This window comes from Hymenobacter aranciens (assembly GCF_030580865.1).
GTDB lineage: Bacteria > Bacteroidota > Bacteroidia > Cytophagales > Hymenobacteraceae > Hymenobacter > Hymenobacter aranciens.
The window spans coordinates 311,237-332,608 of the sequence record NZ_JAUQSY010000007.1; the positions used below are offsets into that span (position 1 = coordinate 311,237).

Here is a 21,372-nt window from a genome sequence, read left to right on the forward strand (position 1 = left end):
GGGTGGGTTTTTTGCGTGTGGGCCGGCCGAAACCGGCGGCCCTTATTACCGGTTTTAAGCAGGGTTTCCCTTGTACCTTTGGGGACTTATCACGAACGCGCTTTTTCATGAATTCATACGACGTTACCGTCATCGGCAGCGGCCCGGGGGGCTACGTAGCCGCCATTCGCTGCGCCCAGCTGGGCTTCAAAACGGCCCTCATTGAAAAATACCCGACGCTGGGCGGCACCTGCCTTAACGTGGGCTGCATTCCGAGCAAGGCGCTGCTCGACTCGACCGAGCATTTTCACAACGCCGCCCACACCTTCAAGGAGCACGGCATCGAGCTGGACAACTTGGCCATCAACATGAACCAGCTCATCGACCGCAAGAACGGCGTGGTGAAGGCGAATACCGACGGCATTCAGTTTCTGATGAAAAAGAACAAAATCGACGTGCTGCGGGGCGTCGGTTCGTTCGTTGATAAAAACCACATCAAAATCACGCCCACCGAGGGCGGCGAAGAGCAGCAGATTGAGACGAAGAACGTCATTATCGCCACCGGCTCGAAGCCCACGGTGCTGCCCTTCATCGCGCAGGACAAGGAGCGCATCATCACCAGCACCGAGGCGCTGAACATCCGCGAGGTACCCAAGCACATGGTCGTGATTGGCGGCGGCGTTATCGGGCTCGAAATGGCTTCGGTGTATGCCCGCCTAGGGGCCAAGGTGAGCGTGGTGGAGTTCATGGATTCGCTCATCCCCACGATGGACCGGGCGCTGGGCAAGGAGCTCAAACGCATCCTGGGTAAAATCGGTATCGAGTTCTACCTCAGCCATAAAGTAACCGGTGCCAGCCGCGAAGGCGACGTGGTGACCGTGACCGCCACCTCACCCAAAGGCGAAGAAGTGAAGCTGGAGGGCGACTACTGCCTCGTGGCCGTGGGCCGCGTGCCCTACACCGCCGGCCTCAACCTGGAAGCGGCGGGCGTGGAAATGGAGGAGCGCGGCCGCATCAAGGTCGATGCCCACCTGCAAACCAACGTGCCCGGCATCTACGCCATCGGCGACGTGATTAAGGGCGCCATGCTGGCCCATAAGGCCGAGGAAGAAGGCGTGTTCGTGGCCGAAACGCTGGCCGGGCAGAAGCCGCACATCAACTACCTGCTCATCCCCGGCGTGGTGTACACCTGGCCCGAAGTGGCCGGCGTGGGCTTCACCGAGGAGCAGCTGAAGGAACAGGGCAAGGCTTATAAAACGGGCTCGTTCCCCTTCCGGGCCAGCGGCCGCGCCCGCGCCAGCATGGACCTCGACGGCTTCGTGAAAGTGCTGGCCGACAAGGAAACCGACGAAATCCTGGGCGTGCATATGATTGGCCCGCGCATCGCCGACCTCATCGCCGAAGCGGTGACGGCCATGGAGTTCCGCGCCTCGGCCGAGGATGTGGCCCGCATGAGCCACGCCCACCCGACCTACGCCGAGGCCATGAAAGAGGCCTGCCTGGCGGCTACTGACAACCGCGCCATTCACATGTAATAGTCGGGCGAGCATGTGGCTTTCTGACCCTGCCAACTACGGCCGCTTCCTCACCGGGGCGGCCGTATTGCTGTCGCTGCTGGCCTGCGAACAGCGCCGCCCTCGTACCACCGAGCAGGTGGTGGCGGCAGCTAAAACGGCGCGGCTGGTCGTTGAGCCAGCGCCGCCAGCGACTCCGGTTGCGCCCGCGCGGGCGGCGATTCTTGATGCACCACTCGAAGACACCGGCCCAGAGGTGTCGGAGGTAACCGACCGCACCGCGCCGGTGCTGCTGGCTATCCAGCAGTTTAATCCGGGTGAATGGGACAGTCTCAACGCCGAGTGGGCAAACTGGAATACTGTTACCCGATTCGGCCGGTTTTGCCTGGTGGAGCGACATGAACTGCCGCGCTTGTTCTATCAGGCTGCTAGTCATGATTCTACCTGGACGGAAGTAGAGCTGGCTTTATCTGATGAGTACTGGGGGGCAGAATCAGGCGAAACCGAGTTGGAGACGGTCAATTTGGACGGGCGCGGGGCAGCGGAGTTGGTGCTGCGGTTTCATCCGGCTAGGTATGGGTCGGGTGGCGGTACTGCCTGGGACTACGTGAGCGTAATAGAGGTATCGGCCAGACCGAAGCTGATTTTTCGTGCCTTACTGGCAGAAGAGAACGAAGCGTTTGGAGGCTATGCCCAGCTGCACGGCTACACCATCGCGCCGGGCGAGCAATACACGGGCTGCAAGCGTAGTTTTAAGGTTCGGGGCCGCGAGCTGGTGCTTGGTCCGATTAAGACCATTGGCAATACTGAACGCAAAGAATGCAGATTAACCGAGCTACCGGCGGGCCGCTACCATTACCGGAATGGCAGGCTGTTGCGTGCTGGAAAGTAGTTTGCACGGCAGCCGAAACAGAAGGCGGCGGAAAATGTAGTAGCTGAGCAATGTAGAGACGCAATATTTTGCGTCTCGTCGGTGAACGACATTCATACGGCGCAAACGACGAGACGCAAAATATTGCGTCTCTACAGCTATTGCTGAGGCATGAAAATTGCGCCGGTAGCGGTAGCAACTGTTGGTGAAAATTCTATTTAATGACTTTCTGCGCATGCTCCTTCTTTACACCGCTTATTTAAAACTGCGTCGCACTTCGCTGGCCTTCCTGAGCCTGCTGGCCGCCACGCCCGCGCTGGCCCAAACCATCTACACCCCCGCTGCCCTGACGCCCACCAGCTTCACCGCCGACGTGGTGGCCGATGGCGCGGGCACGGCCCTCAGCTCGACCACCCACGGCTTCGATACCGGCGGCACCGACGTGCAATACTGCCTGGTAGCGCCCAATTTCGTGAGTCCCACTACGGGGGGCACTACCCGCTCGCTGCCCGCCAATCGCATTCTGCAGAACCCGGCTTCGCCCACGCCCGGCCTGACGTTTCAGCTGCAGCCCTATAATGGGCTGAATTCGCTGCGCATCCCGGGCTCGGGCAATGGCACGATGACGCTGGCCACGCCCCAGGCGGCCCACAGCGTGTGGCTGGCCGCCGCCACCGGCAACGGCGCGCCTACCGGCAACAACCCGGTGACGCTGACGGTGCAGTTTACCGATGGTACCATCCAACTGTTCAACGTGGACATCTCGGACTGGTTTGGCGGCACCAATTTCATTGCCAGCAACCTGGGCCGGGTGGGGCGCACCAACGACCGGTTCGATACGGCCCCGAATGAGCCGCGCCTCTACCAGTTTGAACTGGTGCTGAGTGCGGCCAACTATGGCAAGCTGGTGCAGGGCATCCAGGTGTTCAAAACCCAGCCCAGCGGGGTGACCACCGCCACGGTGTTCAATGGCATGGCCATTACGCTGGCCTCGCCCTGCAACCTGCCGACGGCGGTGGTGGCCAGCAGCGTCGGCAGCGTGTGCCCCGGGCAGTCGGCGCAGCTCACGGCCACGCTCACGGGCGGTGCGGGCACCTACACCGGCCAGTGGCAGTCCTCGCCCGATGGGGTGACCTGGACCAACATCCCCGGCGCGACCGGCCGCACCTATACCGCCACGCCCACGGCTACCACGCAATACCGCTACCGTCAGGTGTGCGCCGCCGGCCCCAGCAGCAACAGCAACGCCGTAACCATTACCCTGACGGTGCCCAGCGCCACGCTCAGCTACGCCAACGCCACCTTCTGCCGCAGCGGCCGGAGCGGCGTGCCCACCGTCACGCCCGCCGGCGGCACGTTCAGCGCGCCCGCCGGGCTGGCCATCAACGCCAGCACCGGCGATATCGACCTAGCCGCTTCCACGGCGGGCAACTACGTAGTGAGCTACGTGAGCAGCGGGCCGTGCTCGGCTACTGCTGCTTACTCGCTCACGGTGCTGGCGCCCAGTGCGGCGCTGGCTTACGCGGCCACTACTTTTTGCCGGGTGGGCAGCAGCGGCCTGCCCGCCGTTACGCCCGCTGGGGGCAGCTTCAGCAGCAGCTCGCAGGGGCTGGCGCTGAATGCCGGCACCGGGCAGATTGACCTGGCCGCCTCCACGGCCGGCAGCTACGTGGTGAGCTACACCAGCACCGGCCAGTGCCCGGCCACCGCCACGGCCCGCATCGAGGTGAAAAGCGACGCCCTGCCCACCTTCCCTAACGTGCTAACCCCCAACGGCGACGGCGTGAATGACGCGCTGAAATTGAAATTCGACTACCCGCTGGCGGATGTGAGCGGCTTCCATTTGATGGTATTCAACCGCTGGGGGCGCAAGCTATTCGAAGGCAGCGACCCGGCGACGGGCTGGGCGCCCGACCAGGCTTCGGGCGGCACGTACTACTACACGATTGACTATAGCGACTGTGCGGGGCGGCCGCAGCACTACACGGGGTGGGTAGATGTGGTGAAGTAACTCCCGGTAACTGAAATGCAAAAGCGGCTGAAGCTACAGGAGCTTCAGCCGCTTTTCTATTATCTTGCAACGTGACCAAGCAGGACCATATTGCCTACTGGATGAATGCTGCCGAGCAGAATTGGCAGGAGGTCGGGAGTATGTTCACGGCAGGCACTTACGTGCCGTGCTTGTTCTGGGCGCACCTCACTATCGAAAAGCTGGCGAAAGCGCTGTGGGTGCAGGACAACCCCAGCGACACACCGCCCTTTACGCACAATATTGCCCGGCTGTTAGCTGATACCTCGCTCGTATTGACGCCGGGTCAGGCTACGTTTGTCCAGCAGTTGAATACTTTTCAGCTGGAGGGACGTTATGAAAGCTACACGGCCAATTTGCGCCAGCAGGCTACCAGAGTTTTCACGCAAACTGTGCTACAAGACGTAACCGACCTTCGCCAATGCTTACTCAATCAACTGCCTTAGAACGGGTGAGAAGTTTTGCGGAAAGCATCCGCAGCCAGCACATCTCGCTGCGCAAAGTCATTCTATTCGGTTCCTACGCCCGCAACGAGCAGCGTTCCTTTTCTGATATTGACGTGGCGCTGGTGGCGGATGAGTTTACGGGATTCGGCTTTCGGGATGTGGGGCTGATAGGGGAAGCGCTGGCTCAAAAGCTGTTCGTGGACATTGAGCCGCATACCTTTTCGCCGGAGCAGTTCGCCGACTGGAATCCGTTTGTGCAGGAAATCAAACGAACGGGCATCGTGGTCGGCGAATGGGAGCCTATGGCTGCTGGGAACTGAGCTTTTGGTATTCAATATGGGGCAGCAAAACGCAAAAGCGGCTGAAGCTATAGAGGCTTCAGCCGCTTTTTAGTAATTTGTGACGTCATGTCATACTGGTGGCGGTGCGGCTGATGCTTGCAAGCGTGCGAACGGCGCTGAGCTGACGTCATGTCATGCTGGCGGGCGTGCGATGGGTACTGACGAGGCGTCAATAGGTACTGTCGGGGCGTCAAAGAGGGCAGTCAGCCATGCGAGCGGTGCGGCCGGGGTGACAATGGGTATGGGCGAGGGTGCGAACGGTGCGGCCGGGGCGTCAAGCGCTACGGGCGGGGGCGCGAGAGCGACTGGGGCCGACGGGTTAGGCTGGTTCGGGGACGGTATTGGGCCGGTCGGGGTCTACCACGTCGGTGATGCCGTAGGCTTCGAGGCGGTCGAGGAGGGCGTCGGTGCCGGCTGCGAGCTTGAGCTCCATCTCGGAGCGGTAGAGGGGCCAGAGGTTGAGGAAGTGGATGGTTTTTGCGGGGCTGATGACGAGCTCCTGGAACTCCTCGGGCAGGCTGAGAGCGGGCAGCAGGAGCATGCAGCCCAGGCCGGTATGGTCGGCAAAGGGCTCGGCGTCTTCGCCGTTGGGGATAGTGTGGCCGTAGCCCAGCCAGGTGTGGTACTCGTGCGGGAAGCGGGCCATGATTTTGAGCCAGCGGATGGGCCAGTAGGTGTTTTCATCCTCGAAGGCCTCGCCCAGGGGCTCGCCGGACGCGGGCATGGGCCAGGTGCTGGGCAGCAGGATGGCCAGTTCGAGGTAGGAGGGCAGGCCGTCGTCGGGCGTGGCTTCGGCGGGCAGGTGCATGGGCCGGTCGCTCATGCCGGAGGTCACGAGGGTTTAGAAGGGGAAGTCGGCACTGGGAGCCACGATGTGCACGTCGATGTGCACCTGGTCGGACAGCAGCTCGTGAAACACGCCGCTGATGGGCCCGACGTGGCGCTCGATGTGGTCGGAGATGGCAGCAATGTTCTCGTCGTCGCCGCCAGCCAGCTCGAAGGGCGCCGCGTCTTCGTAGTGATAGATGGGGTCGCCGGCGGGCGTGCGTTCGGCGGGCTCGGGCGCCGAATCGAAGGGCAGGATGGGGTCGGACATGAAATTCCCTACGGCAGATGGAAGCCAAAGGATAGGGAACTGTCGGTTACCATTCGCGCCATTCGGAGGCGGGGCCTTCGCCGTCGCCGTAGTCGGCGGGGTTGAGGCCGGCGGCGGCGGCAATGCGCCAGGTGAGGTCGCAGAGGTCTTCGCGCTCGCCGGTTTCGATGACGTCGGCGTGCTCGTTGGTGGCCTCGATGGCGGTCTGGAACTGGGCCAGCTTGTCGGCCTCGGAGGCGCTGGGGCCGAGGGTGATGAGCCCGGCAATGAGCTGGTCGAAGATGCCTTCGAGGGCCGTGCATTCTTCGGCGCCGCCGGGTTCCTGCTGCCAGTACTGGCGCATTTTGTCGAACGGGTAGGTTTGTTTGGTGGCGTTGAGTTGGTCGGCGAAGCTGCTCATAGCGGTTGTTAGAAGGGTGGGTGGTGTTGCGGCAAGGCAGGACTACTACGTGCAAATGACGCCAGCAGTAGCAGCTCGGAAAAGCTGCGGCCGCTGGCGTCATTGGGCTTATTGCGCACTACCTGCAACACGCGGCAGGGGGCGGGAATTCTGGGCTACTTCACGAAGCGCCGCGTAATGGTCTGATTGTCCTTCGTCACGACTTGCAGCGAGTAGATGCCGGTGGGCAGGGCGGCCGTGTTGAGCGCCTCGCCGGTGAGGGGGCCGCTGGCCAGCACTTTGCCGTAGCTGTTGAGGATGCGGTACTGGCTGCCGCGCAGGTCGCCGTCGGCGTTGAGACTGAGGCGGTCGGCCACGGGGTTGGGGTAGATTTCGACCGTGCGGGCGGGGCGGCTGGCGGGCGCTTCGCTGAGCCCGGCGGATGAGGCCGCTAGCTCCGGGCTGGTGGTATTGGCGGCGCGGGCGCTGGCGTTGCGGGTGATGCGGACGTAGTTGAGGTTATAGCCGCCGGTCTGGGCGTAGATGCCGAAGTTGTAGGTGCCGGCGTTGATGTTCACGGTTTTGGTGACGGTAGTCCAATTCTGCCAGCCGCCGGTGGCGGGGATGCCGGAGTTGCCGAACTGGATGGAGCCGGCGTTCAAATCCGACGAGATGGTGCCGCCGTTGGCGCCGCTGGCCACGCGGTACTCAATGTTGTAGCTGCCGCTGGTGGGGAAGTTGATGTTGTTCCACACGAGGTAGTCGCCCGGGTCGATGTAGCCCATGTCCTGGCCGCCCTCCGAGCAGTTTTCCACCACCATACCATTGTTGACGTTGGCGCTTTCGGCCTGCAGCGTGACGGAGAAGGGTGGGGGCGTGGAGGTTTTCTGGTACACGCGCACGTAATCGACGAACATCGTGGCGGGGAGCTTGCTTTCGTCCACAACCTGGCCGGGCCAGTTGCCGGCCACGGCCAGGTTCAGGAGCAGGAAGAAGGGGCGGTGGAATTCCTCGGTGCCGCCGGCGTTGTTGGCGATGCTGATGATGTGGTACTGCACGCCGTCCACGAACCAGCGGATGGTGCTGGCGTCCCACTCCACGGTGTAGACGTGGTAGGCATTGGCCGACATGGTGGTATTGCCGCCATACTCGGCGTGGCCGTTGCTGTCCCAGTGCACGGTGCCGTAGGTGCGGCTGTCGGTGTTCACCTGCTCCATGATGTCGATTTCGCCGCAGGCGGGCCAGCCCACCTGGCCGATGTTGGCCCCCAGCATCCAGAAGGCCGGCCAGAGGCCCTGGCCCAGCGGGTTCTTGATGCGGGCCTCGATTTTGCCGTAGGTGAACTGGCGCAGGCCCTGCGTTTTCATGCGGGCCGAGGTGTAAGGCAGGCCGCCCACGCTCTGCTTGCGGGCCGTTATCATCAGGTCGGTGCTGTTGACGGAGGCGTTGGCCTGCTGGTAGTACTGCTTTTCGTTGTTGCCCCAGCCGCCGCCGCCGGTTTCAAATTGCCAGCCGTTGCCGATGGAGCCGTTGAACTCGTCGGCCCACACGAGCTGGTAGGTTTGGGCCTGGGTGTGCTGGGTGTAGCCGAGCATCAGCGCTGCGGCGCTCAAGAGGGAGGTAAGAATTTTCTTCATGATTGAAGGGGTTTGGTGGGAATTATGGTGAGAGCGAGAGCAGGAGGCCCGGCAGTGGCTCGCAGGAGCGGGTGCGCGGGGCGAAAGCGCCGGCTGGCGCGGGAAAATGGCGGCCTGACGGGGCTTTCAGCGGTGCAAGTACGTGGCTTTCGAGAATAAAAAAAGCGCCGGCTACCTCGGTTTTTCGAGGCGGCGGGCGCGTTTTGACGCTTATTACACACGTGCTAAGGGCTAGCAACTGCGTTGGGGCAGGCTGGCAATGAAGCGGGCCTAGGGCTGGGGATATTTTAGCAGGATGGGCTTTCGTTTAAAAAACAACAGGCCACTGCCTGATTTTTTTGTGATTTTGGTAGCGGGCTCGGTAATGCAGCTTTGCTCAGTGATGCGGAGGGGCGGGGTGGGAGTACGAATCCCGCGCAGCGGTTCGTACTCCCACTCTGACGGTGTCAGGCCGGGGCCAAGCTGCACTAACGACAAAGTGGTAGTACGAAGCCCTGCGGGCAATTCGTACTACCACTTCGTGCTGGAGTTGTCGCTGACGGACAATGGGAATAGCTACTCGGCAGCCGGGGCGGGGGCAGCGGGCGGAGCGCTGCCGAGGCGCACGCGCACGGCTACGGGGCCTTTTTGGCCGGGCTCGGTTTCGAAGGTCACTTTGTCGCCTTCGCTGAGCTTGAGGCCGCCGAGGGCATTGACGTGCACGAAAATGCTTTCCTGCGACGCCAGGTCCTTGATGAAGCCGAAGCCTTTGCTGTCGTTGAAGAAGCTCACCGTGCCGTAGCGGGTGGGGTCTTCGGGGGCGCGGTCTTCCTGGCGGGTCACGCTGATTTGGATGTCCTCGTCCTTGATGACGCGCTTCTTGGTAGGGTCCGGGGGCGTGCTCACGATGTTGCCATCCTCGTCCACGTAAGCCAGCATCTCATCGAGGCTCTGGCCCGAGGCGGCGTTGGCCTGACGGGCGGCGCGGCGCTCCTCCTTCTCTTTCTGCTTTTGCTGCTTCTTCTTCTCGGTTTCCTTCTTACTGAAGTTTTGTTGTGCTTTGGCCATGGGGTGAAATAGGGTATTAGGCTGGCGGCGAGGCATCCGGCCAAGCCGGGATAGCCACAACGCGAAGCCGAGAAGCCCGAAGGTACGGAGCGCCCGGCATTTTTCAGCCTGCCTATGATAACGGCGCCCGGGAGCGGACGGTTCAGTTCGCCCGAAAGATATACTGCGCGGGTGGTTTTACAGTAGTTTCACCGGTTTCAGGCCGGTGGCCGTCACCAGGTATTGCACCCTGAGAATGTTGATGGTAGTGCCTTCCGGCAGGTCGTGCAAGTCAGGCAAATCGCCGGCCAGGGTGTGCAGCGTGATGCCCGGCCGGCGGCCCAGGATGAGGTAGCGCGGGTTGACATAATTGCTGGCCCCGCAGAGGATGATGCGCAGCGGCACCGGCAGGTTGAGCAGCAGGCGGAAGTCGCGGGGGAAGGTGTGGTTGTCGGCCAGCAGGATGATTTCGCGGGCGTCGGGCGCGCGGCGCAGGGCTTCGCGCACGGCCTCGCCGTCGTTTTCGGGGGCGTCGCCGCCGCCGCCGTGCCGCATGGCGTCCAGGAGCCGGAGCTGCAGGCTGTCGAAGCGCGCGGTGCGGATGGCGTAGAGGCCGCCGGTGCTGCCGATGCGCTTCTTGTCGTCGGGGGCGTCGTCGCCATCGTTGAAGAAGACGAAGGTGCGGCGCTGTTGCTGGAGGCTGAGCTGCAGCCAGGTCAGCAGGTCGAGGGTGTAGGGCGACATACTGCCGGTGACGTCGGCCACAATTACCTTCTTGTCCCAGTCAGGGTGGCGGGCCAGCACTTTGGTCACGATGTCGGCGTCGGGGTTGGGCAGGTCGGCCGAGTCGGCGGGCTCGCCGGGGCGCAGGCGGCGGGCCGTGCAGTTCTTCACATTCAGCTGGATGCGGTACTTGCGGATGATGGAGTCGGGGAGGAGGTAGCCGGTGAGCGTGAGGCCGTGGCGGCGCAGCGGGAGCTGCACGCGGCCCGTGACTTCAAACCCAAACTGCTCCTTGCCCACCCGAAAGCCGGTGGCAAACGACAAGCTCTCCCGCAGGCTCTGAGCCAGCGCCTCCGGGCAGGCCGCCAGCGTGTCGGTGATGCGCACGCTCTCCAACTGCCCGCGCCGGCTGACCGTGGCGCGAAAGGTGATGGTTTGCGGCTGCTTGCTGGGGCAGGCGTAGCTGCGCTTCACGCGTCGGGTGAGGTCTTTGAGCTTGTACTGGCTGAGGGGGTAGCCGCAGGGCACGGGCACGCCGCGCCGGGTGCGGGCCTTGCGGGCGGTGGCCAGCTTAGCCGTGCGCAGGCTGAGGGCGGCGCTGAGCCGCACGGCCTCCACGCTGTTGTCGATGGCGGTGTAGTAGGGCTCGAAGTAGAGCACGAAGCCGTGGAAGTAGTCCTGGCAGGTTTCGGGGGTGCGGCAGCCGGCCTGCTCCACGAGGTTCCAGGTGAGGGCGTCGTTGGTGAGCAGGTTGGGGAGACGGTCGGCGAGGTTGCGCAGGCGGTCGAGGTTGAGCTGGCGCTGGTTGAACTTCGGGTCGCGGTGGAAGGCGGTGTAAACCAAATCAACGCGCACGAGCTGGCGGCCTTTCAGCTGCAGGCCGGCGAGGTCGGCGGTGGAGAAATCGGAGCGGATAAGCTGGCGCTGCAGGCCGCGCTCGAGCTGGTAGCGCGGGGTTTGGACGACGGGTAGCCGGTCGTAGAAGGCGGCGATGGTGGCGTCGGAGATGGGGGCCTGGGCCTGGAGGGTGGGGGCCAGCAGCGTCAGGAACAGGAGCAGTAAGAAGTGCTTCACGGGCCGATAAGTAGCGGGGCGCGGGAAAGATTCCCGCGCGGGGGCTGGCTTAACGCGGGGAGGGACGGCGCTAGTATGCGGGGGCGGCTCCGGGCGTTCAACCCCACCCCCTGACCCCCTCTCCTGCGGAGAGGGGGCACCGGTCTTGCCCTTGTTGGGAATCGGCAGGCTCCCCGGGCGTTCAACCCCACCCCCTGACCCCCTCCCCTTCGGGAGAGGGGGCACCGGTCCTGCCCTTTAGAAAATCGGCAGGCTCCCCCTCTCCCGAAGGGGAGGGGGCCGGGGGGTGGGGTGCGCGGAAGTGCGCCACCTTCCCTCTCCCTCTCCCTCACACTTGCAAGGGCAACTCCGGCAGCTCCCGGGCCGCCCCGCTCGCCAGCAACCCCAGCTCCACGCTCCCGATGCGCACCCTGACCAGCCGCAGGGTGGGGAATCCGACCGCCGCCGTCATCTTGCGCACTTGCCGGAACTTGCCCTCGGTCAGGGTTATCGATACCCAGCTCGTCGGGCCGTGCCTATCGGACCGGATGTGGCGGCCGCGCGGCGGCAAGGTGGGGGTTTGGTCCAAAAGATGGGCCTTGCAACTTGTCGTGTGGTAGGGCGTGCCCTGCAGGCTGATGTCGACGCCGCGCTGCAGTAGCTCCACGGCCGCGGTGGTTATCAGGCCATCTACCTGCACGTAGTATTCCTTCTCGATGTGGCGGCTGCGGATGTGCTCGCTCAGCTTGCCGTCGGTGGTGAGCAGCAGCAGGCCTTCGCTATCTTCATCCAGCCGGCCGATAGCCATGGTGCCGGGCGGGAAATCGTGCAGCTCGCCCAGGAAGCGCTTCTTGCGCTGCTCCCGAGCGTCTTCGCTGCGAAACTGGCTGAGGTAGCCCCAGGGCTTGTGCAGGATGAAGTGCCGGTGGGGCACGGTGTCGGCGAGCGGTTCGGCTGCCATCTACGCCTTGTGCCAGCGCTTGGCCGCCCAGGCGGCGCGCTCCTCGGCGGGAAGAAAGGTCCAGGCCACGAAGCGGCTTACCTTCTGGCCCTGGGCCATTTCAATGGTGCGCACCTCAGTGGCCGGACCCCAGCTCAGCTCCTTGAGAATGCCCGGCACGGTGCTTTGCTTCGAGATGAGCGAGGTGAACCAGAGCGTGGTCGTAGCGCGGGCCGCGCTTTCCTTTACCAGCTGGCGCACGAAGCGTTCCTCGCCGCCGGGGTACCACAGCTCGCCGGGCTGGCCGCCGAAATTGAGGGCGGGCTTACTCTTGTCGTTGCGCCCCAGGCCGTGGCGCTTGCGCTGGTTCTGGCCGGCGGCCTCGGCAGCGGAGGTGTGAAACGGGGGATTGCACATGACAAAGTCAAACAGCTCGCCCGGCTTCAAAACGCCCTCCAGCATCTGCTCGGGCTCGCTTTGCAGGCGCAGGGCCACGTGGTTGCGCAGCGTGGTATTGGCCTCGATGAGCTGGCGGGCCACCTGCACGGCGCGGGCATCGGTGTCGGTGCCCACGAAGCTCCAGCCGTACTCCTGGTGGCCGAGGATGGGGTAGATGCAGTTGGCCCCCACGCCGATGTCGAGCCCGGTGAGGCCCGGGCCGGTGGGCACCACGCCCTGGTTGTCGGTGGCCAGCAGGTCGGCGAGGTAGTGAATGTAGTCGGCCCGGCCGGGGATGGGCGGCACGAGGTAGCCGGCGGGCACGTCCCAGGTGTCCACGCCGTAGGAGTGCTTCAGGAGGGCCTGGTTGAGGGCCTTCACGGCCGCGGGGTTGGCAAAGTCGACGGTATCGGTGCCGTACTGGTTCCGAAACACGAAGGCGGCCAGCGCCGGGTGGGCCTGCGCCAGCGCCGCCACATCATAGCTGCCCTGGTGGCGGTTGCGGGGGTGCAGGCTGGCTTTGGGCGCGGCGGCGGGCGTGGGTTTCGGAGACTTCATGCCGCAAAGGTCGGCCAGCGGGCGGGGACTTTACTCCACCACCAGCTTCTGCACCGCCTGGGCCGCGCCCTGCTGCACCCGAACGGCGTACACGCCCGGCGCCAGCCCGGCCAACTCCAGCATGATAGTCTGCCCACCCGCCGTGGCGGCCACCTCCCGGCGCCGCACCACGCGCCCCAGCGCATCCAGCATGCTAATGCTGAATGGCGCGGCCCCGCTGCCCGCCGGCAAGCGCAATTCGGCGCGGCCGGATGCCGGGTTGGGCGCCAGCGCCAGGCCCGGCAGGGCTGCGCCGGCCCGCCCGCCCAGCGGCCGAAAGGCCACGCTGGCCACGTAGCCCGCGTTGCTGGCGGAGGTGAGCAGCTGGCTGCCAAAGGTGGCGTTACCGCCGAAGCTGCCCCCCAGGTACAGCTGGCTGCCGATGGCCAGCACCGCGTGCGCCAGGGCATTGCCGTCGCCGGCAATGGCCTGCGTTTCGACAAAGGTGCCGCTGGTGGTCAGACGGGTAACAAAGGCATCGAGCCCCACGCCGGGGGCGGGCAGCGGGTTGGGCAGCACGGTGCTGCCCAGCGTGAGCGTGGGGCTGTTGAAGCGCCCGGCAGCGTAGATGCTCTTGCCGTCGGTGGCCAGGGCCTGCAGGCCCTCGTAGCCCCAGCCGCTGGCGTGGCGGCCCCAGGCCCAGCTGGCGGTAGCCCCCGCGTCGTCGAGGCGGGCGAGGTAGCCGTCGGTGTTGCCGGCGTTGGTCAGGATGTCGGGGCCGATGGGCAGCGTGTCGGTCACGCCCTCGAAGGTGCCGCTCACGTACACGCTGCCGGGCAGCAGGGCCAGCGCGCTCAGGAAAACGGGGCCGCTGCCGCGCAATTCCTCCACCCACACCGGGTTGGCTGTCTGCAGGCCGTCCTGCACGCGCCCCACGAAGGCCGCCGGGCGCCCGGCCGGCGCCAGACTGATAGACCCGAGCTGCGAGAGCGAGCCGCCCACGCTGGTGTGCGTGCCCCCCACGTATACCGTCGGGCCGCTCACGGCCAGGGCCGTTACCTCCTCGCGCCCCACGCCCGCCGCGGGTAGCACCCAACTCACTGCGGCCGTGGCGCCCAGGTCGAGCAGCGCCGCCACGAAGCCATCGGTGGTGGCCAGGGTGGCGGGGCGGGGCTGGCTGTTGTCCAGGGGCGTGCCGGCCAGGCTGATGGAGGGACTATCGAAGGTGCCGCCCACGTACACGCGGTCGCCGTTGCCGGCCAAGGCCGTCACGTAGTCTTCGGTAGCGCCGCCCAGGTCGTAGGCCCACACCACGCGGCCCCGGGTGCCCTGGTCAGTAATCTTAGCTACGAAGCCATCGCGGGAGCCGATGTTGGCCGGGTCGGCATTGGCGATGGTCTGGCCGTCGAGCGTCAGGCGGGCGCTGCGGAAGCGGCCCCCGACGTAGAGAGCGTTGTTGTGCCAGCTCAGGCAGGTAATCTGCTCCTCGACCGGGCCTGTGAGGGGCAGCACCCACTGCACGGCGCCCGTGCCGGCCTGGCACCGGGCCACGAAGGCATCGGTGCCGCCCGTGCTGCTGAGGGGTACGGTGCCCACCGTGATGCTGCCGGTGAAGTTGCCGGCCACGTAGTAGTCGCCGCCGCTGGTAGCGGCCAGGGCCGCGATGTCGGCGCTGCCGGTGCCGGCAGCGCGGGCCAGCAGCACCGGTTGCAGGGCGGCGGGCTGGGCATGGGCCACGAGGCCCAGCAAGCCGCTTAATAACAAGGCGCCCAGGACGCGCCGCCAGAAAAAAGAGTACACCGGAGTCATAGGCCAAACAGCGAAAAAAGCCCGCTCACCCGGGCGCCACAGGGCCCGCCGGGACAGCATCATTCCTATGTCGCTCAAAAATGCCAAACGGTTGCCTGGCGGCCGCCGGCAGCGGCCCGGCGCCCGCCCCGGCTACTCCACCACCAGCTGCTGCACGGCCTGGGCCGGGCCCTGCTGCACCCGCACGGCATACACGCCCGGCGCCAGCCCGGCCAGTTCCAGCGGGGTCGTTTGCCCGCTCGCCGTGGCAGCCACCTCGCGGCGTAGCACCACGCGGCCCAGCCCATCCAGGATGCTGATGCTAAACGGCGCGGCCCCGGTGCCGGCGGGCAGATGCAGCGCGGCGCGGCCGTGGGCGGGGTTGGGGAAGAGCGCCAGGCCAGCCAGCGGCAGGGGGGTGAGCGCCGCTAGTGTCGTCGTCGAGAGCACTCCCACGAACCCCGCGAAGCCGAAAGGACTGGCTAGACTGATGGTCCCGAAGGCCGTGGTGTCGTTGTACACCACTCCTCCAACATACAAAGCCGGGCCAATAGCCGTGAGCGTATGCGCGTAGCAGAAGCTCCCGCCGCTCACCTGCTGTGTCCAGCGAAACACCCCGGCCGGTGTCAGGCAGCTAACAAAGGCATCGGCGGCGTATAAGGACTGGGACGCGGTATTGGTGAGCGTGGTAGGGCCAAACGTAACCGCCGGGCTCTCAAAGCTCCCGGCCAGGTACACGCTCGGGCCATCAACCAGCACTTTTGCCGCGCGCTCTTCGCCGGTACCGCTCATCTGCCGCGCCCAGGCCCAACTGGCGGTAGTGCCGGCATCGTCGAGGCGGGCGAGGTAGGCATCGTGGTGGCCTTGCGTTTGCAGGGCAATGCTGCCCAGGGTCAGCGGCTGGCTGCCAAAGGAGCCGCATACGTACACCGCCGAGCCGCTGGCAGCAATACTATGGACGTAGTCCCCGCTGTTGCCATCTATCTGCTGCACCCAGACCCAGGCGGCCTGGGTGCCAATGTGCATAATCTTGGCTACGAACCCTGCGGGCCCCATGGGGCGCGGCAAAGCCAGCGTGCCAAACTGGGCCGGCCCAGGGGCAAACTGCGCTTGCGTGCCGCCCACGTACACATTGAGCCCGCTCAGGGCCAGCGAGGAAACCTGCTCGTCTTCGGGCCCCGTAATCTGCTGCACCCAGGCTACCGAGGCGGTGTTGCCGCCATCGACCAGCCGCGCCACGAAGCCGTCGTTGGCCAAGGGCGTTGTGGTGGTATTACTCGTGTTGCGCAGCTCCTGGGTAGCCAGCCGGCAGGTGTCGCTGCTGAAGCTGCCGCCAATGAACACCGATGTGCCGGCCACCGCCAGCGCACTCACATAGTCGTAGCCAGCCCCGCGCAGCTGCTGGGTCCATACCACGCCGCTGCTGCTGCCATTGTCCTGTAGCTTCAGCACAAACCCATCGGTAAACAGCTGATTGGCCGGACTGGAGTTGAGGAGTGTCTGGCTGCCCAGCGCCAAGCGGGAGCTGTTAAAGTAGCCCGTCAGGTAAAGCGCATTGTTGCTCCACGCCAGGCCGGTCACCCGGTCATAATCATCCCCCTCGAAGTGCTGCACCCAGGCGGCCTGGTTGGTGATGGGGTTCCACTTGGCCAGGTAAATGTCGTGGCCGCCCCGGCTGGTAAAGGTGCGGCCGCCTAGGCGCAGCTGGCCCTCAAAGGTGCCGGTCACGTAGAAGTCGCCGGTGGCGGAGGCAGCCGTGGCACTGACGTTGGCATTGCTCGGCATGCTGCTCTGCACCAGGGCCGCCGCCTGCCAGGTGGGCGTTTGGGCCTGCGCAAGCGAGCAAAGCAATACGGCCAGCAGCAGCAGCCCCCACCGGCAGCGGCCGGAGAACATAGGAAATGTCGTCATAGAGAAAGGAGGGAAAGTGGCCCGCGCGGCAAGGCAGACAGTCCGGCCGGACCACCGCCGCCCCACGCCGCGGGCCGGGGTTCGGCGCTGGTAACGCAGCCTCCCCGGCTGGTAGTATGGCAACTCCCTATTTTACTCCACCACCAGCCGCTGCACGGCCTGGGCCGGGCCCTGCTGCACCCGCACGGCGTACACGCCTGGGGCCAGCCCGGCCAGCTCCAGCGGGGTCGTTTGCCCGCTCGCCGTGGCAGCCACCTCGCGGCGCTGCATCACACGGCCCAGTCCATCCAAGATGCTGATAATAAAAGGCGTAGCCCCGGTGCCGGCGGGCAGGTGCAGTGCGGCGCGGCCGTGGGCGGGGTTGGGCGCCAGCGTGAGGCCCGGCAGGGCCGTGGCCGAAGCCGTGCCCAGCACCCGGGCCGCCACCGTGCCCGCGAAGCTGGTGTAGCCGCCGTTGGGGGCCGTGTACGACTGCGTACCGAAGGTAGCCACCTCATTGAAGCTGCCGCCCACGTGCAGCAAGCCGTTGGCCAGCGTGAGCGCCCCGAGGGCGGCATTGCCGGGGCCGCCTACCTGCTGCGTGGCCCCGAAGGTGCCGCCCGCCGAGAGGTAGCTGATAAACAGGTCATCGGTGCTGCCGGGGACGGTGGACGAGTTGCTGAGCGTGACAGGGCCAAACGCGAGCGTCGGGCTGTTGAACTGCCCGGCCAGGTACACCCCCTGGGCATCGGCGGCCAGGGCGTACACGTGGTCGTAGCCGGCGCCGGCCGCTGCCCGCGCCCAGGCCCAGTACGGCTGCGCCCCGGCGTCGTTCAGCTGGGCCACGTAGATTTCGGAGCGGCTTAGGTAGGGCAATACATCGGGGCCCAGCGCGAAGGCTGTGCCATAGTAGGTGCCGCCCACGTACACCGTCGAGCCGCTGGCGGCCAGCGCATACAGGTTGGTGAACTGGCCGTTGCTCAGGGGCTCCACCCACTGCGCCACACCCTGGGTGCCGCCGTCGGTTATCTTGCCCACGTAGCCATGCAGGCTGCCGCTGACGGGCAGGGGCAGGGTCCCGAAGGTCGCCACCGAGTTGCCCAGCGGCGAGTACTCGCCGCCCACGTACACCGTCGGGCCGCTCACGGCCAGGACTTTCACGTCCTCCAGGCCGTCGCCCCCCACCGGCAGCGCCCAGCGCAGGGTGGCCGCAGTGCCGGCATCCTCCAGGGCCAGCACAAAGCCGTTGGTGGTGGGGTTGGTGCTGAGCGAAGTGGGATTGGAGAGCACGGCCGCCGCGCCCAGATTGAGGGCGGGGCTGCTGAAGTGGCCGCCCAGGTACACCGTAATGCCCGCCACGGCCAGGGCCGAAACAGACTCGTTTTCGGGCCCGCCCAATTGGTAGAGCCACTCGGTGCGCGCCTGCAGGCCCTCGTCGGTGAGCTTGAGCGCGAAGCCGTCGAAGGTAGAGCTGCCGGGGACGTAGGTGTTGGCGAGCGTGCGGCTGCCCACCGTCAGGCTGCTGCTGGAGAACTGTCCGGTAAGGTACAAGGACGACCCGCTCACCACCAGCTGCGCCACTTGCTCATCGGTGGTGCCGGTGAGGGGCAGCAGCCAGACCACCGTATTGGTGCCGGGCTGATAGCGGGCCACAAAGCCATCGGACCCGCCCGTGGAGCTGTAGTTGCGGTTGCCCAGGCGCGCACTGCCACTGACGTTGCCGGCCACGTAGAGGTCGCCATTGGGCGCCGGGGCCACGGCCGTGATGTGCGAATTGCCATTGCCCACCGACTCAATCAGCACGCTGGGCTGCCAGGTGGCCAGCTGCGCCCGGCCGGGCAGGGCCGGCAATACCAACAAAACAACCAGGCCCACCAGGCCGGCCAGGCGCAAAAAGCAACGGTAGAAAGTCATCATCGGGGAGCGTAAGGCCCATCGGTAGCAATGGGTAGCCCCGAAGATACTGCCCAACGCGCTAACCGCTCCAAGCGCTTATTCGTCTTACTCCACCACCAGCCGCTGCACCGCCTGGGCGGCGCCCTGCTGCACGCGCACGGCATACACGCCCGGCACCAGGGCAGCCAAATCCAGTACGATGGACTGCCCAGCTCCGGCCACTGTCACTTCGCGGCGCTGCACCACGCGGCCCAGCGCATCCGTAAAGGTGATGGCGAACGGTGTGGCTGTGGGGTTGGCGGGCAGGTGAAGCGTGGTGTGCCCGGTGGCCGGGTTGGGAAACAGCGCCAGCCCCGGCCGACTAGTCGCCGCCCGAGTGGCCAGCGGCAGCAGCGGCACCGTAGCCACAAAGCCAATGTTGTTTTCCTGCGCTGCCACAAACGACTGCGTCCCAAACCGAACCTCGCGGCTGAACGTGCCCGCCACGTACAGCTGGCCGTCGGCGACGGCTGTGGCTACGGGCGTGGCGTTGCCTTCGCCCGTGATGTGGTGGGTAGTCAGAAAGTCGCCGGTAGCACTTAGCTGACTTACGTAAGCATCGGTGCCCGATGGGTAGCCATTGGGGCTACGGACATTATAGAGGACGGTGGTGCCGGCGTGCAGCAAAACCCCATAAAACTCGCCGGCACAATACACGCCCTGATTATCGCAGGTCAGCGCATGGTTGACATCGTAATAGTCACCTCCGAGCTGCCGCCCCCAAGCCCAGGTGGCCGTTGGGCCGGCATCGTCGAGACGGCCCACATACACATCGTGGTCACCCGCCGTAGCGAGGATATCAGAGCCAATTACCAAGTTCTCTTCGAACCCGCCCGCCACGTATACCGTCGATTGATGGGCGGCTACCTTGGTGCGATACGCAGGCCCGCCGTCGTGCAGCTGCTCCACCCACACCCCGGTAGCTGTGCTGCCATTGTCGGTCAGTTTTCCCACAAAGCCGTTGTACCAGTTGCTGGGCGCCAAGGGCAGGTTCACAAACTGCGAGTTACCGTTGCTCATGTTGTCGCGGTTGCCCCCCACGTACAGCCCGGCATTGCTCACGGCCAGGGAGCTCACCTGCTCGGTGCCGTTCCCCGTCACGGCATGCAGCCAGGCGGGCTGCACCGTGGGGCCAGCATCGGCGAGGGCGGCTACAAAGCCGTCGGCTGTGGCACTGAAAAATGGCAACTGCACCGAGTTAGCCAAACGTAGCGAGCCCGCGCCGAGACTGGCACTAGTGAAGCAGCCGCCCACGTACACGCGGTTGCCGGCCACCGCCACGGCATCGACCCGGTCGTCGTTGGGGCCGCCAATCTGCTGGGCCCACACCACCTGCCCGCGGCTGCCCGTGTCGCTGAGCTTCAACACAAACCCATCGGTGGTAGTATACATGTTATAGGGCGGGTTGAGCAGCAGTTGGCTGCCCAGCCGCAGGGTGTCGCTGACAAAGTAACCCGTCACAAACAAGTTGTTGTTGCGGCTCACCAGGCCGGTTACTATCTCCTCGGCCCGCCCGCCAAATTGTTCAACCCAGGCAAATGTGCCCGTTTGGGCACTGTATTTTGCCACAAACATATCGGCCTCGCCCAGCGAGTGCAAGGGCGTGGTGCCCAAGGTGAGGGAATTGCGAAACTCGCCGGCTATGTAAAAGTCGCCCCCGCCGGCCGGCACCACCACCCGCAAACGGCAGCTCGTGAAAGGCACGAACGGATTGAGCAATACTGGCTGCAAGCCGGGCGGTTGGGCCAGGGTGCCCAGGCTGGCTCCCAGGTGCCACAGCAGCAGCGCCACTGCCCATCGAAAGCGCCGTAATTGGAACGTAGACATGATGAATAAGCCGCTAAAAGAGTGTACGCGCCGGTGAATGTCCGATAGAAAGAGTATAAAAAAAAATCCCCGGCCGTGCGGGCCGGGGATTTCAGGCTTTCGGCCCAGGCTGCTAGCTCAATTGCCCATCCAGGTGCGCCACCCTTCCCGTGTCGTTGTAGGCCAGCAGGTGGGTGCCCGTGCCGGGAACGTTGGCCAGCGGCACCACGAAGGGCGTGGGCTCGGTGAGCGCAACGGCCGGCAGGGCGGCGGTGGCTTTGTCGGCCCGGTACAGATACAGCGGCCCCCCGTTGCGCAGCCTGAGCGTGAGGGTGCTCATCGTAGCATAGTCCGCCAGGTCGTAGAGCTGGCGGTGCTGGTGCGCCTGAATGGCTAGGTTGAGCAGCTGGCCGGGGCGGCGCGCGGGGTGCTGCGGGCGTAGAAGCTGGCTTTCCAGAACAAGGCCACCCGGGGCAGCTTGAGGCGGAAGTGGGCACTGAGCAGGTTCTTGTTGAAGTCGCACTGCTCGTTGAGGGCCTCCACCAGCTTGCGCACGTCGCCCTGGGCATCGATGGTCTTGCTGAGCGCGGCCAGCTGCTGCTCGCGTATCTCGCGGAAAGGGCCAAGGTCACGCTGCACCAGCAGCACGACCTTGGGGCCCAGGGCGTCGGCTTCAGCCTCGGTGATGGCCAGGAATACCCCCCCAGCTCGGTGCTCAGCTTGGCCGTGGTATAAAACTGCACGCCGCCCTTGGGGAAACAACAGCTTGCAAAGCCGCTTGCGCTCGGTTTCGTCCTCGATAAACAGGTCGCTGTTGAGGGCCGCCTCGGCGTGCCTAGTGCGCTCGAAGGCCAGCTGCACGGCGGCCTCGGTTTGCTGGGTGGCTTCTTTTTGGGTGCTCAGGCTGCGGCCGGACGGCATGAGCAGCTCGCGGGCCGTGTTGG

Annotated in this window: 19 protein-coding genes; 5 read left to right on the forward strand and 14 right to left on the reverse strand. The window is 65.3% G+C overall.

The window, feature by feature from the left end; genetic code table 11:
* Positions 1 to 107: 107 nt before the first annotated feature.
* From lpdA to Q5H93_RS12660, 5 genes are all read left to right on the forward strand, one after another.
* On the forward strand, positions 108 to 1,514 hold the full coding sequence (gene lpdA, locus Q5H93_RS12640; RefSeq protein WP_305006896.1) for a dihydrolipoyl dehydrogenase: 1,407 nt from the start codon (positions 108 to 110) through the stop codon (positions 1,512 to 1,514).
* A 13-nt stretch (positions 1,515 to 1,527) separates the two neighbouring features.
* Positions 1,528 to 2,385, forward strand: a complete 858-nt coding sequence (locus tag Q5H93_RS12645; RefSeq protein WP_305006897.1) for a hypothetical protein — start codon at positions 1,528 to 1,530, stop codon at positions 2,383 to 2,385.
* A gap of 214 nt (positions 2,386 to 2,599) precedes the next feature.
* The gene (locus Q5H93_RS12650) at positions 2,600 to 4,375 is read left to right on the forward strand and encodes a T9SS type B sorting domain-containing protein (protein ID WP_305006898.1); all 1,776 of its coding nucleotides are present in this window, start codon (positions 2,600 to 2,602) and stop codon (positions 4,373 to 4,375) included.
* A gap of 71 nt (positions 4,376 to 4,446) precedes the next feature.
* On the forward strand, positions 4,447 to 4,839 hold the full coding sequence (locus Q5H93_RS12655) for a HEPN domain-containing protein (RefSeq protein ID WP_305006899.1): 393 nt from the start codon (positions 4,447 to 4,449) through the stop codon (positions 4,837 to 4,839).
* Positions 4,815 to 5,159, forward strand: a complete 345-nt coding sequence (locus Q5H93_RS12660) for a nucleotidyltransferase domain-containing protein (RefSeq protein ID WP_305006900.1) — start codon at positions 4,815 to 4,817, stop codon at positions 5,157 to 5,159. Before Q5H93_RS12655 ends, Q5H93_RS12660 begins: the two co-directional genes overlap by 25 nt.
* 340 nt (positions 5,160 to 5,499) lie before the next feature.
* Here Q5H93_RS12660 and Q5H93_RS12665 read toward each other — a convergent pair whose 3' ends face one another.
* The 14 genes from Q5H93_RS12665 to Q5H93_RS12730 all read right to left on the reverse strand — a co-directional run bounded on the left by Q5H93_RS12665 (position 5,500) and on the right by Q5H93_RS12730 (position 21,349).
* Positions 5,500 to 6,015 (reverse strand): suppressor of fused domain protein, encoded by a 516-nt coding sequence (locus Q5H93_RS12665; protein ID WP_305006901.1) that lies wholly within the window; start codon positions 6,013 to 6,015, stop codon positions 5,500 to 5,502.
* Positions 6,016 to 6,021: 6 nt separating this feature from the next.
* Positions 6,022 to 6,276, reverse strand: coding sequence for a hypothetical protein (locus Q5H93_RS12670; protein ID WP_305006902.1), 255 nt, complete (start codon positions 6,274 to 6,276; stop codon positions 6,022 to 6,024).
* Between the two features lie 46 nt (positions 6,277 to 6,322).
* On the reverse strand, positions 6,323 to 6,676 hold the full coding sequence (locus Q5H93_RS12675; RefSeq protein ID WP_305006903.1) for a hypothetical protein: 354 nt from the start codon (positions 6,674 to 6,676) through the stop codon (positions 6,323 to 6,325).
* 155 nt (positions 6,677 to 6,831) lie between these two features.
* Positions 6,832 to 8,292, reverse strand: a complete 1,461-nt coding sequence (locus tag Q5H93_RS12680) for a carbohydrate-binding protein (protein WP_501991645.1) — start codon at positions 8,290 to 8,292, stop codon at positions 6,832 to 6,834.
* Between the two features lie 555 nt (positions 8,293 to 8,847).
* Positions 8,848 to 9,339, reverse strand: a complete 492-nt coding sequence (locus Q5H93_RS12685) for a cold-shock protein (RefSeq protein WP_305006904.1) — start codon at positions 9,337 to 9,339, stop codon at positions 8,848 to 8,850.
* Positions 9,340 to 9,516: 177 nt separating this feature from the next.
* Positions 9,517 to 11,115: a hypothetical protein gene (locus tag Q5H93_RS12690; RefSeq protein ID WP_305006905.1), complete on the reverse strand. Its 1,599-nt coding sequence runs from the start codon at positions 11,113 to 11,115 to the stop codon at positions 9,517 to 9,519.
* A 328-nt stretch (positions 11,116 to 11,443) separates the two neighbouring features.
* Positions 11,444 to 12,055, reverse strand: a complete 612-nt coding sequence (locus Q5H93_RS12695; protein ID WP_305006906.1) for a pseudouridine synthase — start codon at positions 12,053 to 12,055, stop codon at positions 11,444 to 11,446.
* Positions 12,056 to 13,030, reverse strand: coding sequence for a 23S rRNA (adenine(1618)-N(6))-methyltransferase RlmF (rlmF, locus tag Q5H93_RS12700; RefSeq protein ID WP_305006907.1), 975 nt, complete (start codon positions 13,028 to 13,030; stop codon positions 12,056 to 12,058).
* A 30-nt stretch (positions 13,031 to 13,060) separates the two neighbouring features.
* Entirely contained in the window at positions 13,061 to 14,818 is a 1,758-nt protein-coding gene (locus Q5H93_RS12705; RefSeq protein WP_305006908.1) for a T9SS type A sorting domain-containing protein, read from the reverse strand.
* Between the two features lie 132 nt (positions 14,819 to 14,950).
* Positions 14,951 to 16,708, reverse strand: coding sequence for a T9SS type A sorting domain-containing protein (locus Q5H93_RS12710; protein ID WP_305006909.1), 1,758 nt, complete (start codon positions 16,706 to 16,708; stop codon positions 14,951 to 14,953).
* A gap of 132 nt (positions 16,709 to 16,840) precedes the next feature.
* Complete coding sequence (locus tag Q5H93_RS12715; RefSeq protein ID WP_305006910.1) at positions 16,841 to 18,604, reverse strand: T9SS type A sorting domain-containing protein; 1,764 nt, start codon at positions 18,602 to 18,604, stop codon at positions 16,841 to 16,843.
* Positions 18,605 to 18,688: 84 nt separating this feature from the next.
* Positions 18,689 to 20,449 (reverse strand): T9SS type A sorting domain-containing protein, encoded by a 1,761-nt coding sequence (locus Q5H93_RS12720; protein ID WP_305006911.1) that lies wholly within the window; start codon positions 20,447 to 20,449, stop codon positions 18,689 to 18,691.
* Positions 20,450 to 20,561: 112 nt separating this feature from the next.
* Positions 20,562 to 20,768: a hypothetical protein gene (locus Q5H93_RS12725; protein WP_305006912.1), complete on the reverse strand. Its 207-nt coding sequence runs from the start codon at positions 20,766 to 20,768 to the stop codon at positions 20,562 to 20,564.
* A gap of 53 nt (positions 20,769 to 20,821) precedes the next feature.
* Positions 20,822 to 21,349 (reverse strand): hypothetical protein, encoded by a 528-nt coding sequence (locus tag Q5H93_RS12730; protein WP_305006913.1) that lies wholly within the window; start codon positions 21,347 to 21,349, stop codon positions 20,822 to 20,824.
* Between the last annotated feature and the right edge of the window lie 23 nt (positions 21,350 to 21,372).